Here is a 17,452-nt window from a genome sequence, read left to right as displayed (position 1 = left end):
ACTCCGGGAGAGTGGAGTGCCTTTCAGATTTTTGCAAGCCTTGCGCTCCGGTTCAGCCGGGACGGGAGACGTCCGCCAGGCCTTTTGGCAACGGGAAGGTAACGTGTTCCTCAGCCCCCTCGAGGGTACGCACGCTCGAGGCACCCAGCTGCTTCAGGCGCACGATGACCGCATTGACCAGGACTTCCGGCGCCGAAGCGCCGGCGGTGACGCCAATGCGCCGCTTGCCCTGCAGCCATTCCGGGCGGATGTCGTCGGCGCTGTCCACCATGTAGGCCGGCGCTCCCTTCTTTTGCGCCACTTCCCGCAACCGGTTGGAGTTGGAACTGTTCGGGCTGCCGACCACGATCACCACGTCCACCTGCGGCGCCATGAACTTGACGGCCTCCTGGCGGTTGGTGGTCGCATAGCAGATATCGGCCTTCTTCGGCTCCGCAATGGCCGGAAAGCGCGCACGCAGGGCGGCGATCACTTCGGTGGTGTCGTCGACCGACAGCGTGGTCTGGGTGACATAGGCGAGCCGGTCCGGGTCCTGCACCTGCAAGCGGGCGACATCGTCCGCGGTTTCCACCAGCAGCATGCCGTCTTCCGACTGCCCCATCGTCCCTTCGACCTCGGGATGGCCGTGGTGCCCGATCATGACGATTTCACGGCCATCGCGCCGCATCTTGGCCACTTCGACATGCACCTTGGTGACCAGCGGACAGGTCGCATCGAACACGTTCAGGCCGCGACGCTCTGCCTCGGCCTGTACTGATTTCGGCACGCCATGGGCGGAAAAAACCAGCGTGCTGCCGGCCGGCACGTCGGCCAGGTCCTCGATGAAGATCGCTCCCTTGGTTCGCAAGTCGTTGACCACATAGGCGTTGTGCACGATCTCGTGACGCACGTAGATCGGCGCGCCAAACCTGGCAAGCGCCCGCTCGACGATCTCGATTGCGCGATCAACCCCGGCGCAGAAACCGCGCGGCTGAGCCAGCAGGATTTCCTGGTCGGTCGTCATATGACCCCGATGATCTTCACTTCGAAATCCACTGCCTGGCCGGCCAGCGGATGATTGAAGTCGAACAGCGCGTCGTTTTCGCCGCACTCGCGGATCACGCCCGCAAAACGGCCGCCGCCGGGGGCCGCAAATTCCACCACGTCCCCAACGACGTATTGCTCGCCGTCGGCCGAGTGCTGCTTCAGCATGTCGCGGGTCACGCGCTGCAGCAGCGCCGGGTTGCGCTCGCCGAAGGCCTCTTCGGGCTTCAGCGAAAAACTGCGGTGCGTGCCTTCTTCCAGGCCCAGCAGACACTGCTCGAGGAACGGCGCCAGTTGCCCGCTGCCGACCTGCAATGTAGCGGGCGTGCCGTCGAAAGTACTGACGATTTCGCTCTCTCCGGCGCGCAGGCGATAGTGAAGCGTCAGGTGGGCGCCGGGATGGACAACAGATTGTGATAGATTTGACATGGAATTGTGAATTTTTGCGACTCTTGGCTTGGCCTCTATTTTAAGCCACCCCGCAGTCGACCGCCCATTCGATTGCCCTCCCCTCCTGCGAAAGGCACGTTCATGCGTATCACCGATTGGCCAATTGACTCCAGACCCCGTGAACGCTTGCTGACCGGTGGCGCGCGCACCCTGTCCGACGCCGAGTTGCTCGCCCTGTTCCTGCGCACCGGCGTTGCCGGCAAAAGTGCGGTCGACATCGGGCGTGATCTGATCGTCCGTTTTGGCTCGCTGCGGAACCTGTTCGACGCAAGCCTGGGCGATTTCTCCAGCGTGCAGGGGATTGGCCCTGCGAAGTACGCCGTTCTTCATGCGGCACTTGAACTTGGCCGGCGCATGCATCAGGAAGAGTTGAGCCAGGGAGACGTGATGAAAACGCCATCCTGCGTACGAGACTTCCTGGGCCGCAGCCTGAGCCATAGCGGCCATGAAACATTCGCGGTGATGTTCCTTGACGTGCGCAACCGGATGCTGGGCTACGAGGAGATGTTTCGCGGCACACTGACGCAAGCCAGTGTTTATCCGCGCGAAGTCGTGAAAGCATCGCTCGCCCGCAATGCCGCCGGCGTGATCCTGGCCCATAATCATCCGTCCGGGGATCCGAGCCCCAGCGGGGCCGATCATGTACTCACCCGCAGCCTGCAACAAGCGCTGGCGCTGGTGGACGTCAAGGTCCACGATCATTTCATCGTAGCTGGCAAGCTCAGCTATTCATTCTCTGAGCACGGACACCTGTAGCGGCCAGCCATCGCAAATGTTAAATACCGTAAAATTATTACGTAACTATTGTTTTACGCAAGTCGTTGAATCGTCTGAATTTTTTCGCTATACTCGTCGTTTTCCGAATTTTCGCGTATTCACAGGAGCAAGCAAATGGCACGTGTATGCCAAGTAACAGGGAAGAAGCCGAAGGTCGGCAACCACGTATCCCACGCCAACAACAAAACCAAGCGTCGCCAGTTGCCTAACCTGCAACAACGTCGCCTGTGGGTCGAATCCCTCGGCCGCTTTGTGACGCTGCGCCTGTCCGCAGCCGGCCTGCGCACCATCGAAAAAATCGGTATCGAGGCGGTTCTCCAGGACATGCTCGCACGTGGCGAGAACATCCCCGGCGCGCCGAAGAAGTTCACCGCGCCAGCCTGACCCAATTTTTACCAGATAACGAGGAATTACCATGGCTTCGAAAGGCCGCGACAAGATCAAGATGGAGTCGACCGCAGGTACCGGTCACTTCTACACCACCACCAAAAACAAGAAAACGACGCCCGAAAAACTCTCGATGCTGAAGTTCGACCCGGTCGTTCGCAAGCACGTCGAATACAAAGAGACAAAGATCAAGTAATCGATCTGCTGTCCTGTTAAAAAAGCCCCGCATTGCCGGGGCTTTTTTTCGCCTGCCCATATCCTGCTCTCCTGTTGTCCGGCCTCAAGCATGTTCGATTTCTGCACATGCGCCCTGCTCTGCTCCCCTACTCTGGGCGACACAGAGAATCCGACAGGTACCAGGATGAACAGGAATCCATTCAACCAGGTCACGGCCATGCTGATCGCGACGCTGCTGCCTGCTGCGCTCCTGGCCTCCTCCAACGCATTGTCGCAAGCAGGGGCTGCAGCCTGTGCAGGGCGCTCCGGGGAAGAGCGGGCCACCTGCCTGCGCGAGGAAGCCGCCGCACGGCAGGAGCTTAAACGCGGGAGATTGGACGACGCTGGCGCCGACTATCGAAAGAATGCGCTGGAGCGCTGCCGCCCATTGTCAGGGCCTGAGCGCGACGACTGCATACGCCGGGTGGAAGGTGGCGGGGTAAGCAGCGGAAGCATCGAAAGCGGCGGCATCTATCGGGAGACACGTTCGCTTGAGCCGGGACCAAGTCCGCCGCCCGAGCCAGTGGACCTGACCCCGAGATAAAGGCACAGCGCAAGCACCCTTGAATATGAAACGGGGCGCAAAGTGCGCCCCGTCCATTGAACCGTTCCTCAGCTACCGCTGCGTCATGCGTAGCTGCGCAGCCTCAGCGAAAACTCTTGCAGGGACTTGATCCCCGACTCCTCGGCGCGCTTGCACCAGTCCTGCAGCAGGTGCAGCAACTGCTCGCTGGTGAAATGGGATCGCTCCCAGATCGCTGCCAGCTCGACTCGCATGTCGTGCATGGTCTTGAGTGGTTTGCTATGGGCAAGGATCTCGCCAAGCTGCTGGCGCTGCGGCGCTTCCAGCTTCGCCGGTTCCTGCTGTAGCAACTTGCGGGTAGTCTTGAGTGTACGCGGCGCGAAATCACCCTTGTTCTTCAGGTGTTCGATTTCGTCTGCCCACGCCTGCTTCAGGGTCTTGGCATATTTCGCCATCACGTCGTAGCGATTCGCTACCACTGCCTGCAGCGTGGCATGGTCAGCCACCGACTTGCGACGATCAAATTTCGGCTCGGGTGCGACCTTCTTGACCTTGGCCAATCCCACCATTTCCATCATGCGGATATACATCCAGCCGATGTCGAACTCGTACCACTTCGACGAAAGCTTGGCCGAGGTCCCGAATGTGTGGTGGTTGTTATGCAGTTCCTCGCCGCCGATCAGGATGCCGATCGGAAATACATTGGTAGCCGCATCGTTACAGTCGAAATTGCGGTAACCCCAATAATGACCGATGCCGTTGATGATGCCGGCGGCAGTGATCGGGATCCACATCATCTGGACTGCCCAAACCGAAACACCGACCACGCCGAACAGCGCGACGTTGACAATCAGCATCAAGGCTATGCCGAGCACCGAGTGCGGGACATAGATGTTGCGCTCGATCCAATCGTCCGGCGTACCCTTGCCGTATTTCTCGATGGTTTCGAGATTTCTCGACTCGATGCGGTACAGTTCCGCGCCTTCAAGCAGCACTTTCTTGATGCCGCGGGTCTGCGGGCTGTGCGGATCTTCTTCGGTCTCGCACTTGGCGTGGTGCTTGCGATGGACAGCCGCCCATTGCTGGGTGCCCATGCCCGTGGTCATCCACAGCCAGAACCGGAAGAAGTGGCTTGGGATCGCGTGCAGGTCCAGCGCGCGGTGCGCCTGGCAGCGATGCAGGTAAATTGTTACTGCCGCGATCGTGATATGGGTCACGACCAGCGTATAGATGACAACCTGCCAGGCCGTGGCCCGGGTAACGCCGTTTGCCGCGAAATCAAGCACGGCGTTGAAAACTGCATTCAAAGTCATTACTGCTCCATTTGGGTGACCTGTCCAGCCATATGGCGACGCCGGTCAACGAAAGCAAGAATTTTACGCTATTTTTCGGCTATGTCGCCGAAAGAAGGCGCTTTGCCAACGATAGTCGGAGAAGCGACAGGCTGCTCCGGGGCCACGAAACGGATTTCTCGCTGCGGATAGGGAACGGTGACACCCTGTTTGTTGATGACTTGCCAGATCGCCAGGTTAACGTCGGACACCAGGTTTCCCCTGCCATTTTCCGGATCCTCCAACCAGAATCCCAGCTCCAGCTCGAGTCCGTCCGCGCCGAAACGCAACAGCAAGGCCTGCGGTGCCGGGGTGGCACACACGCGGGGCACCCCGGCAACCGCCTCTGTCAGCATCGGAAACAGCGCGTCCAGGTCGGTTTCATAGCCCACCGTCACCTGGGTGGCCAGCCGGGACTTTCGATCGGTCAGCGAAAAGTTTTGCACTGTCTGCGAAACAAACATGTCGTTGGGCACGATGGTTTCCGCGCCGTCACCGGACCGCAGCACCGTATAACGGGCGTTGATGCGGGTCACCTGGCCCTGGTACTGGTCCACCTTGACCAGGTCGCCCAGCGTCATGCTGCGCTCGAGCAGGATCACAAACCCCGAAAAATAGCTGCCGACGATCTTCTGCAGGCCGAGGCCGAGGCCCACGCCCAATGCACCACCAAAGACCGAAAGCACGGTGAGGTCGATGCCAACCAGCGACAGGCTGAGCAGCACGGCAACCAGAACCAGCATCGCCCGCACGATCCGGACCATCACTGACCGCAACGACGAGTGCACGGTCTCGACGCGCATCAGGCGCTCTTCGATCAGCGCACCAACCCACAAGGCCAGCACCAGGGTGACCGCAACCGAAGCGCCCGCCTGCAAGATAGTCAGCATGCTGACCTTGTTGCGGCCTATCGGGATCACGGTGTGGTCGAGAAAGTCCACCACGTCGGGCCAGATCCCGGTGATCCAGGCCGCGACACCCAGCCAGACCAGCAAGGCAAACAATTTTTCGAACATCACGAGGAAGGTGCCGACATTGCCACTGCTTGCAAATGCCCGCCTCAACACGTAGAACACACCCCGGATCAGGGCAAACGAGATCAGCAGGGCAATTGCCATGCGCAGCATGCTGACACTGGTCCAGCCGGCCAGCACCGGCTTGACCAGCGCCAGCAGGGCTGCCGCGACCAGCGGCGCAAGCACCGTCGACAGCGGCCGCATGGTGCGTCCGGCCAGCGTCGCCTGGTCGTGCTCCTTGCGCCAGCGGCGCATCAGCGCGCCGGCTCCCCATCCGATTGCGACGCACACGGCAATCGCCACCAGCTGCCAGACGAGCCGCGGGTTCTGCAGGTCCGAAAGAAGGTCGGACCAGAATCCGTGTGCGAGGCCCTTCATTCCTCTGCAGGTGAACTTGTGACTGGCGCCTGCCGCCTCATGACGGCGGCAAAGAATCCGTCAGTGCCATGTACATGAGGGGCCAGTTTCAGGTAATCGCCCATCTCCAGCGGGATTTTCTGTTCCGCCAGCACCTGGCTCATCGGCACCAGCGAATACTCTGCATGGCCGGCGAGAAATGCCGTGACGATGCCCTCGTTTTCCTCTTCCAGGATGCTGCAGGTGGCATACACCAGGGTGCCCCCCGGCTTGACCAGTCGCGCCGCCCCGGCCAGTATGCTGGCCTGCTTCGCGGTCAGCTCCTGTACTCCCTCGGGGCTCTGGCGCCACTTCATGTCCGGATTGCGCCGCAGCGTACCCAAGCCGCTGCAGGGCGCATCGATCAGCACACGGTCGACCTTGCCCGCCATGCGCTTCACCTTGGCGTCGTTCTCGTGGGCGATCACGACAGGATGGACGTTCGACAGGCCACTTCGCGCCAGCCGTGGCTTGAGTTTGGCCAGCCGCTTTTCCGACACATCGAATGCGTACAGCCGGCCGGTATTGCGCATCGCAGCGCCAAGGCCGAGCGTCTTGCCGCCTGCGCCAGCGCAGAAATCGACAACCATCTCGCCGCGCTTGGCGCCTACCACCTGTACCAGCAACTGGCTGCCTTCATCCTGCACCTCGATCGCACCCTGCTGGAACAGCGCGATGTGCTGCAACGCCGGCTTCACGCCGATCCGGACGCCGAGCGGCGAGTACGGGGTAGCCGCGCATTCGATCTGGGCCGATGCCAGCGCCGAGAGCACGTCCTCGCGGTTGGCCTTGAGCGTGTTGACCCGCAAGTCCAGCGGCGCAGCCCGGTTGAGGCCTTCCGCAAATGCGACGGCGCCCTCCTCGCCGAACTGCTGGGTCAGGCGCTTGAGCAGCCACTCCGGCAGGTTCAGGCGCAATGCCAGCGGCAATGTGGTGCGATCGATCTGCATTACACGCGTGAGCCACTGCGACTCGGTCTCCACCAGTCCGCCAATCGACTCGACGCCGACTGTCTCGGCCAGCCCCAGCAGGGCCATGCGCCGCATCGCCGGGCCGCTGCCCGATTCGGAAAAATTGGTGTAGACAAGCCGGTTTCGCAAGACCGCGTAGACCGCTTCGGCCAACGCCGCCCGCTCGCGCGGCCCCAGCTTGGGATTCTCGCGGAAATAGCGCGACAGGGTGATGTCGGCGGGGCCGACAAAGCGCAGTATCTCGCGCAGCACGGCCTCGGTACTTGCTGCTACCAGGGGGGAAAGTCTCATGTCTGCATCCTTGAAAGTAAAGTCATCGGTCAGACGTATACGGCAGCACCCGGCCCTGGACGATACGAAGCCGGCCTTCGGCGACGTCGCGCACGGCGCGGGGGTAGATGATGTGTTCCTGCTCCAGCACGCGTGCCGCCAGGGATTCTTCGGTGTCCTCGGGCAGGACCGGCACCACGGCCTGGTCCACGATTGGCCCGACATCGAGCTCGGCGGTGACGAAATGCACGGTTGCGCCATGGAACCTGACACCGGTTGCCAGCGCCCGCGCATGGGTATCCAAGCCGGGGAATGCCGGCAGCAGCGACGGATGGATGTTCAGTAGCCGCCCTGCATAATGTTCGACGAAACCGGATGTCAGTATCCGCATGAAACCGGCCAGCACCACCAGGTCCGGCGCGTGGCGGTCGATTTCCTGCTGCAGGGCGGCGTCAAAGCTGGCGCGCTCCGGATACGACCGCGACGGCACCACCGCGGTGGGAATGCCATAGCGGGCGGCGGTTTCAAGGCCCTTGGCATCGGGACGGTTGCTGATGACGGCAACGACTCGGGAATCCCACTGGTCGCGGCGCGCCGTCTCGAGTATGGCTTCCATGTTGCTGCCACGTCCCGAGATCAGGATGACGATTTTTTTCATGGCGCGCATTGTACCCCGGCCCGACTTCTGGCCAAACGCCGCCAGCCCGCGCTACTCGAATGAATAGAAGACGCGAAACGCAACTTTCTTGTCGGCCCAGAAATCGGCCGCATCGCGGAACACGTCCAGCAGGGTCTCGCGCGCTTCACGATCGAATTTCGGCGTATGCGGAAGCTGTTCGATCACGACCAGGAACCCGGGCTGGGGACCGGCCTTGAACATCAGGCTGGTCAGGCAGTCCGACAGGGCGTCGAAATTCTTGCCAAAATGCCGGGGAAAATGAAAAGCGGTCGCCAGCGTCGCCAAAACCTGATGCTTCGTTGTTGCGTCGCCACAATATGCGTAAAGAAAATGATTCCCGAGCCGTTCCGCCTCCGCCTGGAGTTCGGCCACCCTGAATGCGCGGATCGACTGCACCGTATTGGACGGCACATTGCATAGCAGCTCCTGCTCGCGCAGTTCCGGCTTGGGTTCGATCGGGGGGTGGTCATGCGCCACGAGGCTATAAATGTTCACTTCTTACTCTTTGATGCGTTGAAATGACGCATAGTGATTACCCGTGTAATACAGTTCGCGGGAGGTCTTCCAGTCACCGCCGACCACAATCCGGCGGGCACCGCGACTGGACAGTCCGGGCGTTTTTACGGTGAACTCGTGATAATACCCCCGCTTTTGCTTTGGCAAAACCCCTTCGTAGTTGCCAAAAACGCTTCCATCCTTGGCATAGGGGAAAGGCCCGCCCTGCCGGATCAGCCTGACAACCTCCCGTGCTTCGGCCGGAAGTTGTTGCCATTCGATTACCGTCACATCGGGTGTGGCCCTCGCCATTGCAGCGCACAAATTCAATAGCAGCAGAAGCCCCACGCACGCTGTCAGCAAAGCCGTGGCCCAGCCCCTGCCCCATTTTTGGCTGGCGCGACGGGCTCTTGCTCCCGAGCATTCGATCGACCTTGCTGGCGTTTCCTGACACATATTGTTTCTGTTCTTACTGGTTCAAGGGTGACACTTCCCCGGGCTGGGGCGTTTAATGACTGTGCAGACAACGAAAGGAAATGCCATGAAAAACGTCTTCAAACTTCTTATCGGCTCCGCCGGCGCCGCCATCCTGCTCGGTATGGCATCGGGCGCGCAGGCGCAAGCTTATCCTGATGTCAGCTGGTCCATCAACGTCGGCAGCCACGGACCGTCCTACGGACCGCCGGTGGTCTATGCCCCGGCGCCGGTCGCTTACCCTGCGCCGGTAATCATGCGGCCGCGTCCGGTCTACGTGGCAGCGCCTGGACCTTACTACCCGCCGGTCGCCTATTACGGCCGTCCTGGCTGGGAAGGCCACCGTCACCACAGGCACGAGCGCTGGGATCATGGCCGCGGCCGCGGTCATGGCCACGACCGCGATGAATACAGGCACGGTCACCGCTGACCATAGCCGGAACCGCGCCGGCCGGCATGACCGCTAGCCGGTCCGGCGCGTTGCCTGTCTCGACATCCCGATGTCAAAAAATGCCATGACTTCATCCCGCTTGCCCATGGCGTCCTGCACCCCGAGAGCGACCAGCTCCCTGGTGTAACTCTCCTCGAACAGCAGGTACGACGCCAGGGCAGCGCCGCGCAATTCCGTACCGCCAACGCCGGCGAGCAGCGTGCGCACCGGTCGCGGCAGGTGATGCACATGGCGGGAGGCGATGTCGTCGAGCCGTTCGGACGGCGAAATCACCAGCATCTCGACCTGACGCAGATCGGTCCCGGCGCGTTGTTCGGCGGTCATCAGCGACAGCGTATGGTTGATGCGTTTCGAGCGCTCGATGTCGATCGCCAGCGCATCCAGGAATATTCCCGACAAGGCGTGACCGCCTATCTGCGCCAGAGTCGGATAGGGCGCCCGCTCCGGCAGGGCGCGGGCCGGCTCCACCAGCCGGCCGGCCCCGATCACCAGCAGCCGATCCGCGCCGAGGTGGATAGCCGGCGAGATCGGCGACAACTGCCGCATCGAGCCGTCGCCAAAGTATTCGCAGCGGCCATCGCGATAAAGCGGTATCGACGGAAAGATCAGCGGGATCGCGGCCGATGCCAGCAAGTGTTCGACGCTTATCCGGGTCGCCTCTGCCACCCGCTGCGATCGCTGCCACGGCACGATGCCGCCGCGCGACTGGTAGAACGTGTGGTGCGCGCCCGAGGTATAGGACGATGCGGACACCGCCAGCGCTTCCAGCGCGCCGGACTCAAGGGCTGCGTCCAGGCGCGGAAGGTCCAGCAGCCGGTGCAACAGGCTTACCAGCGGCGTGTTATCGAGCAACGACGCCGGCGGGCTGGCATGCCAGCGCCGCAGCAGCCAACCGAAGGAAAGCAGGGACAGCCAGCGTGCGCCGGAGCGCAGCACGCCGAGCGAATCGGCCCGGTACACCTGCTCCGCGCGAAAATGCTCCCACACTGAGGCCAGTCGTTCGATCGCATCGCCGAAATCATCGGCCCGGCACGCCAGTCCGGCCGCATTGAGAGCGCCGGCAGAGGTGCCGCAGATGATCGGGAACGGATTGATCGAACGATCCCATCCGGCCTCGTCAAGGATAGCGGCGACCGCCTTCAGCACGCCGACCTGATAGGCCGCCCGCGCCCCGCCTCCGCTCAATATCAATCCGGTCTTTGCCTGCATGCGGACAGGTTAGCAGTCACTTGGGGAAATGCCCACCGGTATTGACTTGGGCTTACCCACATCTCGATTTGGAGAGCGGCATGCCATCGCCATCCGGCTCACTCCCCCATTGCCACGCCTTCGCGGCGCGGGTCGGCGCCGGCGAACCACTGCTCGCCGCGCCCGCGCTTCATGCGCTGGATCCCGTGCAGGCCGGAAGTCTGCTCGATTGACACCACCGCGTGCCCGCGCGCGCGCAGGGAATCAGCGAACCCGGGAGGGAATCGCCCCGCTTCCAGCTCAGTCGGTCCGTTGCGGCTGCCGAAGTTGGGCAGGTCGATCGCCTGCTGTACATCCAGCCCCCAGTCGAGCACCCCTACCAGCGCCTTGGCGACGTAATTGATGATGGCAGGCCCGCCCGGAGAGCCGATCGCCAGCACCAGCTCGCCTGTGCTCCGGTCGAACACGAGTGTCGGCGACATGGCACTGCGGGGACGCTTGCCCGGCTCGACCCGGTTTGCAATCGGCCCGTCGCGGTCTGCCGGCAGGAAGGAGAAGTCGGTCAACTGATTATTCAGCAAAAAGCCGTTGACCATCAGCCGGGAGCCGAAAGCGCGCTCGATGCTGGTCGTCATCGTCACGGCATTGCCATCGGCATCCACCACCGAGATATGCGAGGTGGATGGCAAGCCGGGCGACTGATCCTGCCCCATCGCCACTGGCGCCGCAAGCGGCCTGCCCGCGGCGGCGGTGCCGAGGGATGTATCACCGATCATCGACGAGCGTCGTGCAAGATAGGCCTTGTCGAGCAGCGCGACCGGACTGCCGCCGGGCAGTGGCACGAAGTCGGTGTCGGCGACATAACGGGCGCGGTCTGCAAACGCCAGGCGTCCCGCCTCGGCGAACAGGTGCACGGCCTGCTGCTGCGGCTGCCCGGAAATTGGACCGAGCCGGGCAATCGCTGTCGTCTCCAGCATGCCGAGCATTTGCAGGATGGCGATGCCACCTGAAGATGGCGGCGGCATGCCACACACGCGCCACTGTCGATACTCGCCGCACAGCGGCTCGCGCTTGAGCGCCCGGTAGGACATCAAGTCATCTTCGCGCAATAGGCCCGGATTGCGCGGATGCGATGCCACCTTTGCCACCATGGCGGCGGCGATTTGGCCGCGATAGAAAGCATCCGCTCCCTCCCCTGCAATACGCTGCAGGCTGCGCGCCAGCGCCGGGTTCTTCAGCAGGTATCCGGCCGGGCGCGCTTGCCCGTCCGGGCCGAAGAAATAGCTGCCGGCCTCGCTGTCCTCGCGCAGGCCCCGGTCCCGCTTGAGCAGGGCTGCCAGCCGCGCACTGACCGGGAAACCCTGTTCGGCCAGCCGGATTGCTGGAAGGAACAAGCGCGCCCAGGGCACGCGGCCGTGCTCGCGGTGAGCCTGCTCCAGCATGCGCAGCACGCCCGGCGTGCCGACCGATCTCCCGCCGACTGTCGCCTCGGCGAAACCCATCGGCCGTCCATCGGATTGCAGGAACAGACCTTGCGTCGCGCGCCGCGGCGCGCTTTCCCTGCCATCCCATGCCTGCACCTCGCGGGCGTTGGCATGCAGCAGGAATGCGCCGCCGCCGATGCCGGACGATTGCGGCTCGACCAGCGTCAGCACCATCTGGATCGCGATGGCGGCGTCCACCGCAGAGCCGCCTTCGCCGAGTATCTCGTAGCCTGCGCGGGTGGCCAGCGGATGCGCGGCGACCGCAATGAACTTGCGCGCTGGCCAACCCGGCTTCGCTGTCCAGCCGCTCGCGGCCTCCGGCGCTCCCGCCTCCGGGGCGACCGGCGCAAGCGCGCAGCCGGATACGGCCAGCAAGGACAGGCACGACAGGACGACGGCGCCCAGGCGTCGCAGCATTGCTTCTCCCTGAAAATGAAAAGGCAAGCAGCACGCTTGCCTGCTTGCCGGTTGGCGGTAGCCGGTAGCCGGTTGCCGGTTGCCGGTTGCCGACGCTGCAGCTTTCCTTACTTGGGCTGCATGCGGATGGCGCCGTCCAGCCGAATCACTTCGCCGTTCAGCATGCAGTTCTCGATGATGGCCTTGGCCAGATGCGCGTATTCCGCCGGCTTTCCCAGGCGCGGCGGGAACGGCACCATGCGGCCCAGCGCGTCCTGCACTTCCTGCGGCATGCCGAGCAACATCGGGGTCTCGAATATGCCTGGTGCGATCGTCATCACGCGGATGCCGTTGCGCGACAGGTCGCGCGCCATCGGCAGGGTCAGCCCGGCCACCGCGGCCTTGGAGGCGCCATAGGCGGTCTGGCCGATCTGTCCGTCGTAGGCGGCCACCGACGCGGTGTTGATGATCACGCCGCGCTCGCCATCCGCAGTCGCATCCTGTTTCGCCATCGCATCTGCCGCCAGGCGAGACATGTTGAAGGTGCCGACGATGTTGATGTTGATCGTGCGCTGGAACACGTCCAGCGGATGCGGGCCATCCTTGCCCAGCGTGCGTACGGCAGGGGCGACGCCGGCGCAGTTGATCAGTCCGCGCAGATTGCCCAGCGACAGGGCCGCCGCCACTGCTGCCAGGCCGTCTGCCTCGGACGTGACATCGCACTTGACGAACTTGCCGTTCAGTTCCGCAGCCAGCTTCTGGCCCGGCTCCACCTGCACATCGGCCAGCACCACCTTGCCACCGTTTTTCACCACCATGCGGGCGGTCTCGGCACCGAGTCCGGATGCGCCGCCGGTGACGATGAACACATTGTCCTGAATTTGCATTGTTTCCTCTGTTCTACTTTGAAAAAAATCCGTGTACTACCGGATTGTGCCACCGTCCGCGCCAACAAAAAAGGCAGCCGAAGCTGCCTTTTTCCAGAACCGCAGCCTTTACTTTGCGGCTGCGGCACCGCTGGCAGGAATCGCAAGCGCAGGGGCAGTTGCGGCCGGCGCCGTGACCGCCGCCGGTTTCGATACCCCATGCCCGGCAATGGCCGGGGCGGCAGCCGGCAACAGCGGCACGATCAGCAGTGCAACGATGTTGATGATCTTGATCAGCGGGTTCACTGCCGGACCTGCAGTGTCCTTGTACGGATCGCCCACGGTGTCGCCGGTGACGGCAGCCTTGTGCGCTTCCGAACCCTTGCCGCCGTGGTGGCCGTCTTCGATATATTTCTTGGCGTTGTCCCAGGCGCCGCCGCCAGTCGTCATCGAGATGGCGACGAAGATGCCGGTGATGATCGCACCCATCAACAGGCCACCCAGCGCAGCGGGCCCGAGCAGCATGCCGACCAGGATAGGCACCACTACCGGCAGCAGCGAGGGCACGATCATTTCCTTGATGGCTGCGGAAGTGAGCATGTCGACCGCCTTGTCGTATTCCGGCTTGCCGGAACCGTCCATGATGCCCTTGATGTCGCGGAACTGCCGGCGCACCTCGACCACCACCGCGCCTGCGGCACGGCCGACTGCCTCCATCGCCATGGCGCCGAACAGGTAAGGAATCAGTCCGCCGATGAACAGGCCGACGATCACCCGCGGCTCGGACAGGTCGAAGGACACCGACTTACCGACTGCTTCCAGCGCATGCGTGTAGTCGGCAAACAGCACCAGCGCGGCCAGGCCGGCGGAGCCGATCGCATAGCCTTTGGTCACGGCCTTGGTGGTATTGCCGACGGCGTCGAGCGGATCGGTGATGGCGCGAACCGAATCAGGCATGCCGGCCATTTCGGCAATGCCGCCAGCATTGTCGGTGATCGGGCCATAGGCGTCGAGTGCGACAATGATGCCGGCCATCGACAGCATCGCGGTGGCAGCAATCGCAATGCCATACAGGCCGCCCAGCGAATAGGAGGTGAGGATGGCCGCGCACACCGCCAGCACCGGCCATGCAGTCGACTTCATCGATACGCCGAGGCCGGCGATGATGTTGGTGCCATGACCGGTGGTGGATGCCTGTGCCACGTGCTGGACCGGCTTGAAGTCGGTGCCGGTGTAGTACTCGGTGATGTACACCATCAGTCCGGTGAGGACGATGCCGACTACCGCCGAACCCATCATCGGCACGCGCATCTCGGCGGGCAGGACGGTCCAGGTGACCGCGGCAAAGCCGATCAGCGACAGACCGGCAGCCCACCACAATCCGGTGTAAAGGGCCGACATGATCTTCTTGCCCGGCTGCGCCTTGACCATCGAGCAGCCGATGATGGAGGCGATGATCGAAACCCCGCCCAGCATCAGCGGATAGATCGCGGCCTGGGTCTCGAAGCCCTTGATCATCAGCGTGCCGAGCAGCATCGTCGCGATCAGCGTGACGACATAGGTCTCGAACAGGTCGGCCGCCATGCCCGCGCAATCGCCGACGTTGTCGCCGACGTTATCGGCGATCACCGCCGGATTGCGGGGGTCGTCCTCCGGAATGCCGGCCTCGACCTTGCCGACCAGGTCAGCGCCGACGTCAGCACCCTTGGTGAAGATGCCGCCACCCAGTCGGGCGAAGATGGAGATCAGCGACGCACCGAACGCAAGCCCGATCAACGGCTTGATCACGTCATGCTGGCTCACCGTGTAACCGGCGCCATGCGGTGCGCTGGCAGTCAGCACCCAGTAAAAAATCGTCACGCCCAGCAAGCCTAGTCCAACCACCAGCATGCCGGTGATGGCGCCGCCACGGAAAGCGACGTTGAGGGCCTCGTTCATCCCGGTGTTTGCAGCCTGCGCGGTACGCACGTTGGCACGCACCGAAACATTCATGCCGATGAAGCCACAAGCACCGGAGAGAACCGCACCCACCAGGAAGCCGACCGCAGTCGACATGCCCAGGCCAGGCACGAAGGCAATGATGAGGAACAGGGCCACGCCGACGATGGCAATGGTCCGGTACTGGCGCGCCAGGTAAGCCGCCGCCCCTTGTTGAATCGCCGCTGCGATTTCCTGCATGCGGGGATTGCCGGGATCCTGCTTCAGGATCCAGCTGCGCGAGACCAAACCGTAGATCACAGCGATCAAACCGCATGCGACGGCCAACCACAAACCTGCTGCTGCCATTTCGACTCCTCCTTTTTTGACGACAAAGTTTTACTACAGCCACATTGCCCGCCGCCGCCTTGAAGGCCGCGCCGATACCGCGAACTGCAACAACTTCCCGCTCCCTGTGCAGCGAACCTGCTTTCAGCAATCGTTCCCGATCGTGCTGGCCGCTTCCGGGGTTAATTCATGTTCTGGAGATGGAGCAAACAAAAAAAGAGCGGACACTTGGTCCGCTCGTCATGGCTAACTGGACAGCGCAGCAAACGCGCTGTCGCGAATCGACTCGACCGGTCCGACACCTGCAATCTTTCGATATTGCGGCGCGCCCGGCTGGCCCGACTTCGCCCAGGAATTGTAGTAATCGATCAGCACTTCGGTTTGTTCGTGATAAACCGACAAGCGCTTCTTCACCGTATCTTCGTGGTCGTCATCACGCTGGATCAGGTCCTCGCCGGTGATGTCGTCCTTGCCCGCGATCTTTGGAGGATTGAAGCGGACGTGATAAGTCCGCCCCGACGGCTGGTGCACGCGGCGTCCGCTCATGCGTTCGATGATTTCACAATCGGGCACGTCGATCTCGAGTACATAGTCGATATGGACGCCAGCCTGCTTCATCGCCTCTGCCTGCGGAATGGTGCGCGGGAAGCCGTCGAACAGATAACCACGCTGGCAATCCGGCTCTTTCAGCCGATCCTGCACCAGGCCGATGATGATGTCGTCGGACACCAGTCCGCCAGCGTCCATCACCTTTTTCGCAGCCAGGCCAAGCGGCGTCCCGGCCTTCACGGCGGCACGAAGCATGTCCCCGGTGGAGATTTGCGGGATGTTGTATTTTTCCTTGATGAAGGTGGCCTGGGTCCCCTTGCCGGCCCCCGGCGCTCCTAACAGGATGAGGCGCATGTACGTATTCCTAAACTAGTTTTCAATTTTATTGAGGCACGGCCGGCTTGGCCGAGTGCCTTCTATTCTGTCTTGTAGCACAAAAACTTTGCACGAAACTTACCACAGAATGCACTGCTTTCATGCATTTCAGGCCATTCCAGCACTGATGATCCGGCGTACCCGCTCCAGGTCTTCGATCGTATCGACCCCTGCGTGCGGTACCCGATCGGTCACATGAACCGCGATGGAATGTCCGTGCCACAGCACGCGCAGTTGCTCAAGCGCCTCGACCTGCTCCAGCGGCGAAGGCGGCAACTGCGGGTAAGCGCGCAGAAACCGATGGGAAAATGCATACAGGCCGATATGGCGCAGCACCACATGCCCGGGCGGCAGCTGCTCCATGGAGCGCGCATAGCCGTCGCGATGCCACGGAATGGCTGCACGCGAAAAATACAGCGCCCGCGACTGGCTGTCGAGCACCACCTTGACCACGTTCGGATTGAGCACGTCCGCCATCTCGTGTAGCGGATGCGCCGCCGTGCTCATCGGAACCTGCGGTCCGACCAGCGCAGCAGTGGCGCGGATCAGGTCCGGATCGAGCAGCGGCTCGTCACCCTGGACATTGACAACTGTTTCGTCGTCCGGCAATCCGATAGCCGCGGCCGCTTCGGCAATGCGGTCGGTGCCAGATGGATGATCCGCGCGCGTCAGTTGCACCTCGATGCCAGACTGCCGGCACGCAGCGGCAATGTCCTGGTGGTCGGTGGCAACCAGCACCCGGCGCGCGCCCGAAAGCGCCGCGCGCTCTGCAACCCGCACCACCATGGGCTTGCCGCCGATGTCGGCCAGTGGCTTGTTGGGCAGCCGGGTCGCGGCCAGCCGCGCCGGAATGATTACGGTGAAGGACAT

General features: G+C 62.7%; 19 protein-coding genes. 5 read left to right on the top strand and 14 right to left on the bottom strand.

Features of this window, described 5'->3' with window-relative positions; all coding sequences use genetic code 11:
• Positions 1–52: 52 nt before the first annotated feature.
• On the bottom strand, positions 53–1,003 hold the full coding sequence (ispH, locus tag FVE66_RS01220; protein ID WP_151445569.1) for a 4-hydroxy-3-methylbut-2-enyl diphosphate reductase: 951 nt from the start codon (positions 1,001–1,003) through the stop codon (positions 53–55).
• Complete coding sequence (locus FVE66_RS01215; RefSeq protein ID WP_151445568.1) at positions 1,000–1,452, bottom strand: FKBP-type peptidyl-prolyl cis-trans isomerase; 453 nt, start codon at positions 1,450–1,452, stop codon at positions 1,000–1,002. The genes ispH and FVE66_RS01215 overlap by 4 nt, the downstream gene beginning before the upstream one ends.
• Positions 1,453–1,554: 102 nt before the next feature.
• On the opposite strand from FVE66_RS01215, the gene radC reads away from it, so the two are divergent.
• The 4 genes from radC to FVE66_RS01195 all read left to right on the top strand — a co-directional run bounded on the left by radC (position 1,555) and on the right by FVE66_RS01195 (position 3,397).
• Complete coding sequence (gene radC / locus FVE66_RS01210; protein WP_151445567.1) at positions 1,555–2,229, top strand: RadC family protein; 675 nt, start codon at positions 1,555–1,557, stop codon at positions 2,227–2,229.
• Positions 2,230–2,364: 135 nt separating this feature from the next.
• Positions 2,365–2,634 carry a 50S ribosomal protein L28 gene (rpmB, locus tag FVE66_RS01205; RefSeq protein ID WP_151445566.1) on the top strand — a complete coding sequence of 90 codons (270 nt, stop codon included), beginning with the start codon at positions 2,365–2,367 and terminating at the stop codon, positions 2,632–2,634.
• A gap of 31 nt (positions 2,635–2,665) precedes the next feature.
• Entirely contained in the window at positions 2,666–2,833 is a 168-nt protein-coding gene (gene rpmG, locus FVE66_RS01200; RefSeq protein WP_151445565.1) for a 50S ribosomal protein L33, read from the top strand.
• Between the two features lie 165 nt (positions 2,834–2,998).
• Entirely contained in the window at positions 2,999–3,397 is a 399-nt protein-coding gene (locus FVE66_RS01195) for a hypothetical protein (RefSeq protein ID WP_151445564.1), read from the top strand.
• Positions 3,398–3,480: 83 nt separating this feature from the next.
• Here FVE66_RS01195 and FVE66_RS01190 read toward each other — a convergent pair whose 3' ends face one another.
• From FVE66_RS01190 to FVE66_RS01165, 6 genes are all read right to left on the bottom strand, one after another.
• The gene (locus tag FVE66_RS01190) at positions 3,481–4,689 is read right to left on the bottom strand and encodes a DesA family fatty acid desaturase (RefSeq protein ID WP_151445563.1); all 1,209 of its coding nucleotides are present in this window, start codon (positions 4,687–4,689) and stop codon (positions 3,481–3,483) included.
• A gap of 68 nt (positions 4,690–4,757) precedes the next feature.
• Positions 4,758–6,101, bottom strand: a complete 1,344-nt coding sequence (locus tag FVE66_RS01185) for a mechanosensitive ion channel family protein (RefSeq protein WP_241672958.1) — start codon at positions 6,099–6,101, stop codon at positions 4,758–4,760.
• Positions 6,098–7,381 carry an RsmB/NOP family class I SAM-dependent RNA methyltransferase gene (locus FVE66_RS01180; protein WP_151445562.1) on the bottom strand — a complete coding sequence of 428 codons (1,284 nt, stop codon included), beginning with the start codon at positions 7,379–7,381 and terminating at the stop codon, positions 6,098–6,100. Before FVE66_RS01180 ends, FVE66_RS01185 begins: the two co-directional genes overlap by 4 nt.
• Before the next feature lie 22 nt (positions 7,382–7,403).
• Positions 7,404–8,018: a phosphoribosylglycinamide formyltransferase gene (gene purN / locus FVE66_RS01175; RefSeq protein WP_151445561.1), complete on the bottom strand. Its 615-nt coding sequence runs from the start codon at positions 8,016–8,018 to the stop codon at positions 7,404–7,406.
• Positions 8,019–8,069: 51 nt separating this feature from the next.
• On the bottom strand, positions 8,070–8,534 hold the full coding sequence (locus tag FVE66_RS01170; RefSeq protein WP_241672957.1) for a barstar family protein: 465 nt from the start codon (positions 8,532–8,534) through the stop codon (positions 8,070–8,072).
• Positions 8,535–8,537: 3 nt separating this feature from the next.
• On the bottom strand, positions 8,538–8,990 hold the full coding sequence (locus tag FVE66_RS01165) for a guanyl-specific ribonuclease (RefSeq protein ID WP_421828780.1): 453 nt from the start codon (positions 8,988–8,990) through the stop codon (positions 8,538–8,540).
• A gap of 85 nt (positions 8,991–9,075) precedes the next feature.
• Between FVE66_RS01165 and FVE66_RS01160 the strand changes: the two genes are divergently transcribed.
• Positions 9,076–9,438, top strand: a complete 363-nt coding sequence (locus FVE66_RS01160) for a hypothetical protein (protein ID WP_151445559.1) — start codon at positions 9,076–9,078, stop codon at positions 9,436–9,438.
• A 33-nt stretch (positions 9,439–9,471) separates the two neighbouring features.
• On the opposite strand, the gene FVE66_RS01155 is transcribed toward FVE66_RS01160, so the two are convergent.
• The 6 genes from FVE66_RS01155 to kdsB all read right to left on the bottom strand — a co-directional run bounded on the left by FVE66_RS01155 (position 9,472) and on the right by kdsB (position 17,452).
• On the bottom strand, positions 9,472–10,668 hold the full coding sequence (locus FVE66_RS01155; protein WP_151445558.1) for a patatin-like phospholipase family protein: 1,197 nt from the start codon (positions 10,666–10,668) through the stop codon (positions 9,472–9,474).
• Between the two features lie 98 nt (positions 10,669–10,766).
• The gene (gene ggt / locus FVE66_RS01150) at positions 10,767–12,548 is read right to left on the bottom strand and encodes a gamma-glutamyltransferase (RefSeq protein ID WP_151445557.1); all 1,782 of its coding nucleotides are present in this window, start codon (positions 12,546–12,548) and stop codon (positions 10,767–10,769) included.
• A 107-nt stretch (positions 12,549–12,655) separates the two neighbouring features.
• Positions 12,656–13,414, bottom strand: coding sequence for a 3-hydroxyacyl-CoA dehydrogenase (locus FVE66_RS01145; protein ID WP_151445556.1), 759 nt, complete (start codon positions 13,412–13,414; stop codon positions 12,656–12,658).
• Between the two features lie 108 nt (positions 13,415–13,522).
• Positions 13,523–15,679, bottom strand: a complete 2,157-nt coding sequence (locus FVE66_RS01140) for a sodium-translocating pyrophosphatase (RefSeq protein ID WP_151445555.1) — start codon at positions 15,677–15,679, stop codon at positions 13,523–13,525.
• Positions 15,680–15,904: 225 nt separating this feature from the next.
• Positions 15,905–16,561: an adenylate kinase gene (adk, locus tag FVE66_RS01135; RefSeq protein WP_151445554.1), complete on the bottom strand. Its 657-nt coding sequence runs from the start codon at positions 16,559–16,561 to the stop codon at positions 15,905–15,907.
• Between the two features lie 129 nt (positions 16,562–16,690).
• On the bottom strand, positions 16,691–17,452 hold the full coding sequence (gene kdsB, locus FVE66_RS01130) for a 3-deoxy-manno-octulosonate cytidylyltransferase (protein ID WP_151445553.1): 762 nt from the start codon (positions 17,450–17,452) through the stop codon (positions 16,691–16,693).

Source organism: Lacisediminimonas profundi, from assembly GCF_008831265.1.
Classification (GTDB): domain Bacteria; phylum Pseudomonadota; class Gammaproteobacteria; order Burkholderiales; family Burkholderiaceae_D; genus Lacisediminimonas; species Lacisediminimonas profundi.
This window is presented reverse-complemented; position numbering and strand designations above follow the sequence as displayed.

Excerpts from the sequence above, each read along its gene's own strand:
- purN (WP_151445561.1), bottom strand. The coding sequence starts at position 8,018 with ATGAAAAAAATCGTCATCCTGATCTCGGGACGTGGCAGCAACATGGAA.
- FVE66_RS01180 (WP_151445562.1), bottom strand. The coding sequence starts at position 7,381 with ATGAGACTTTCCCCCCTGGTAGCAGCAAGTACCGAGGCCGTGCTGCGC.
- FVE66_RS01160 (WP_151445559.1), top strand. The coding sequence starts at position 9,076 with ATGAAAAACGTCTTCAAACTTCTTATCGGCTCCGCCGGCGCCGCCATC.
- adk (WP_151445554.1), bottom strand. The coding sequence starts at position 16,561 with ATGCGCCTCATCCTGTTAGGAGCGCCGGGGGCCGGCAAGGGGACCCAG.
- rpmB (WP_151445566.1), top strand. The coding sequence starts at position 2,365 with ATGGCACGTGTATGCCAAGTAACAGGGAAGAAGCCGAAGGTCGGCAAC.
- radC (WP_151445567.1), top strand. The coding sequence starts at position 1,555 with ATGCGTATCACCGATTGGCCAATTGACTCCAGACCCCGTGAACGCTTG.
- FVE66_RS01195 (WP_151445564.1), top strand. The coding sequence starts at position 2,999 with ATGAACAGGAATCCATTCAACCAGGTCACGGCCATGCTGATCGCGACG.
- ggt (WP_151445557.1), bottom strand. The coding sequence starts at position 12,548 with ATGCTGCGACGCCTGGGCGCCGTCGTCCTGTCGTGCCTGTCCTTGCTG.
- kdsB (WP_151445553.1), bottom strand. The coding sequence starts at position 17,452 with ATGTCCTTCACCGTAATCATTCCGGCGCGGCTGGCCGCGACCCGGCTG.
- FVE66_RS01145 (WP_151445556.1), bottom strand. The coding sequence starts at position 13,414 with ATGCAAATTCAGGACAATGTGTTCATCGTCACCGGCGGCGCATCCGGA.
- FVE66_RS01185 (WP_241672958.1), bottom strand. The coding sequence starts at position 6,101 with ATGAAGGGCCTCGCACACGGATTCTGGTCCGACCTTCTTTCGGACCTG.
- FVE66_RS01190 (WP_151445563.1), bottom strand. The coding sequence starts at position 4,689 with ATGACTTTGAATGCAGTTTTCAACGCCGTGCTTGATTTCGCGGCAAAC.
- FVE66_RS01215 (WP_151445568.1), bottom strand. The coding sequence starts at position 1,452 with ATGTCAAATCTATCACAATCTGTTGTCCATCCCGGCGCCCACCTGACG.
- FVE66_RS01140 (WP_151445555.1), bottom strand. The coding sequence starts at position 15,679 with ATGGCAGCAGCAGGTTTGTGGTTGGCCGTCGCATGCGGTTTGATCGCT.
- ispH (WP_151445569.1), bottom strand. The coding sequence starts at position 1,003 with ATGACGACCGACCAGGAAATCCTGCTGGCTCAGCCGCGCGGTTTCTGC.
- FVE66_RS01165 (WP_421828780.1), bottom strand. The coding sequence starts at position 8,990 with ATGTGTCAGGAAACGCCAGCAAGGTCGATCGAATGCTCGGGAGCAAGA.
- FVE66_RS01155 (WP_151445558.1), bottom strand. The coding sequence starts at position 10,668 with ATGCAGGCAAAGACCGGATTGATATTGAGCGGAGGCGGGGCGCGGGCG.
- rpmG (WP_151445565.1), top strand. The coding sequence starts at position 2,666 with ATGGCTTCGAAAGGCCGCGACAAGATCAAGATGGAGTCGACCGCAGGT.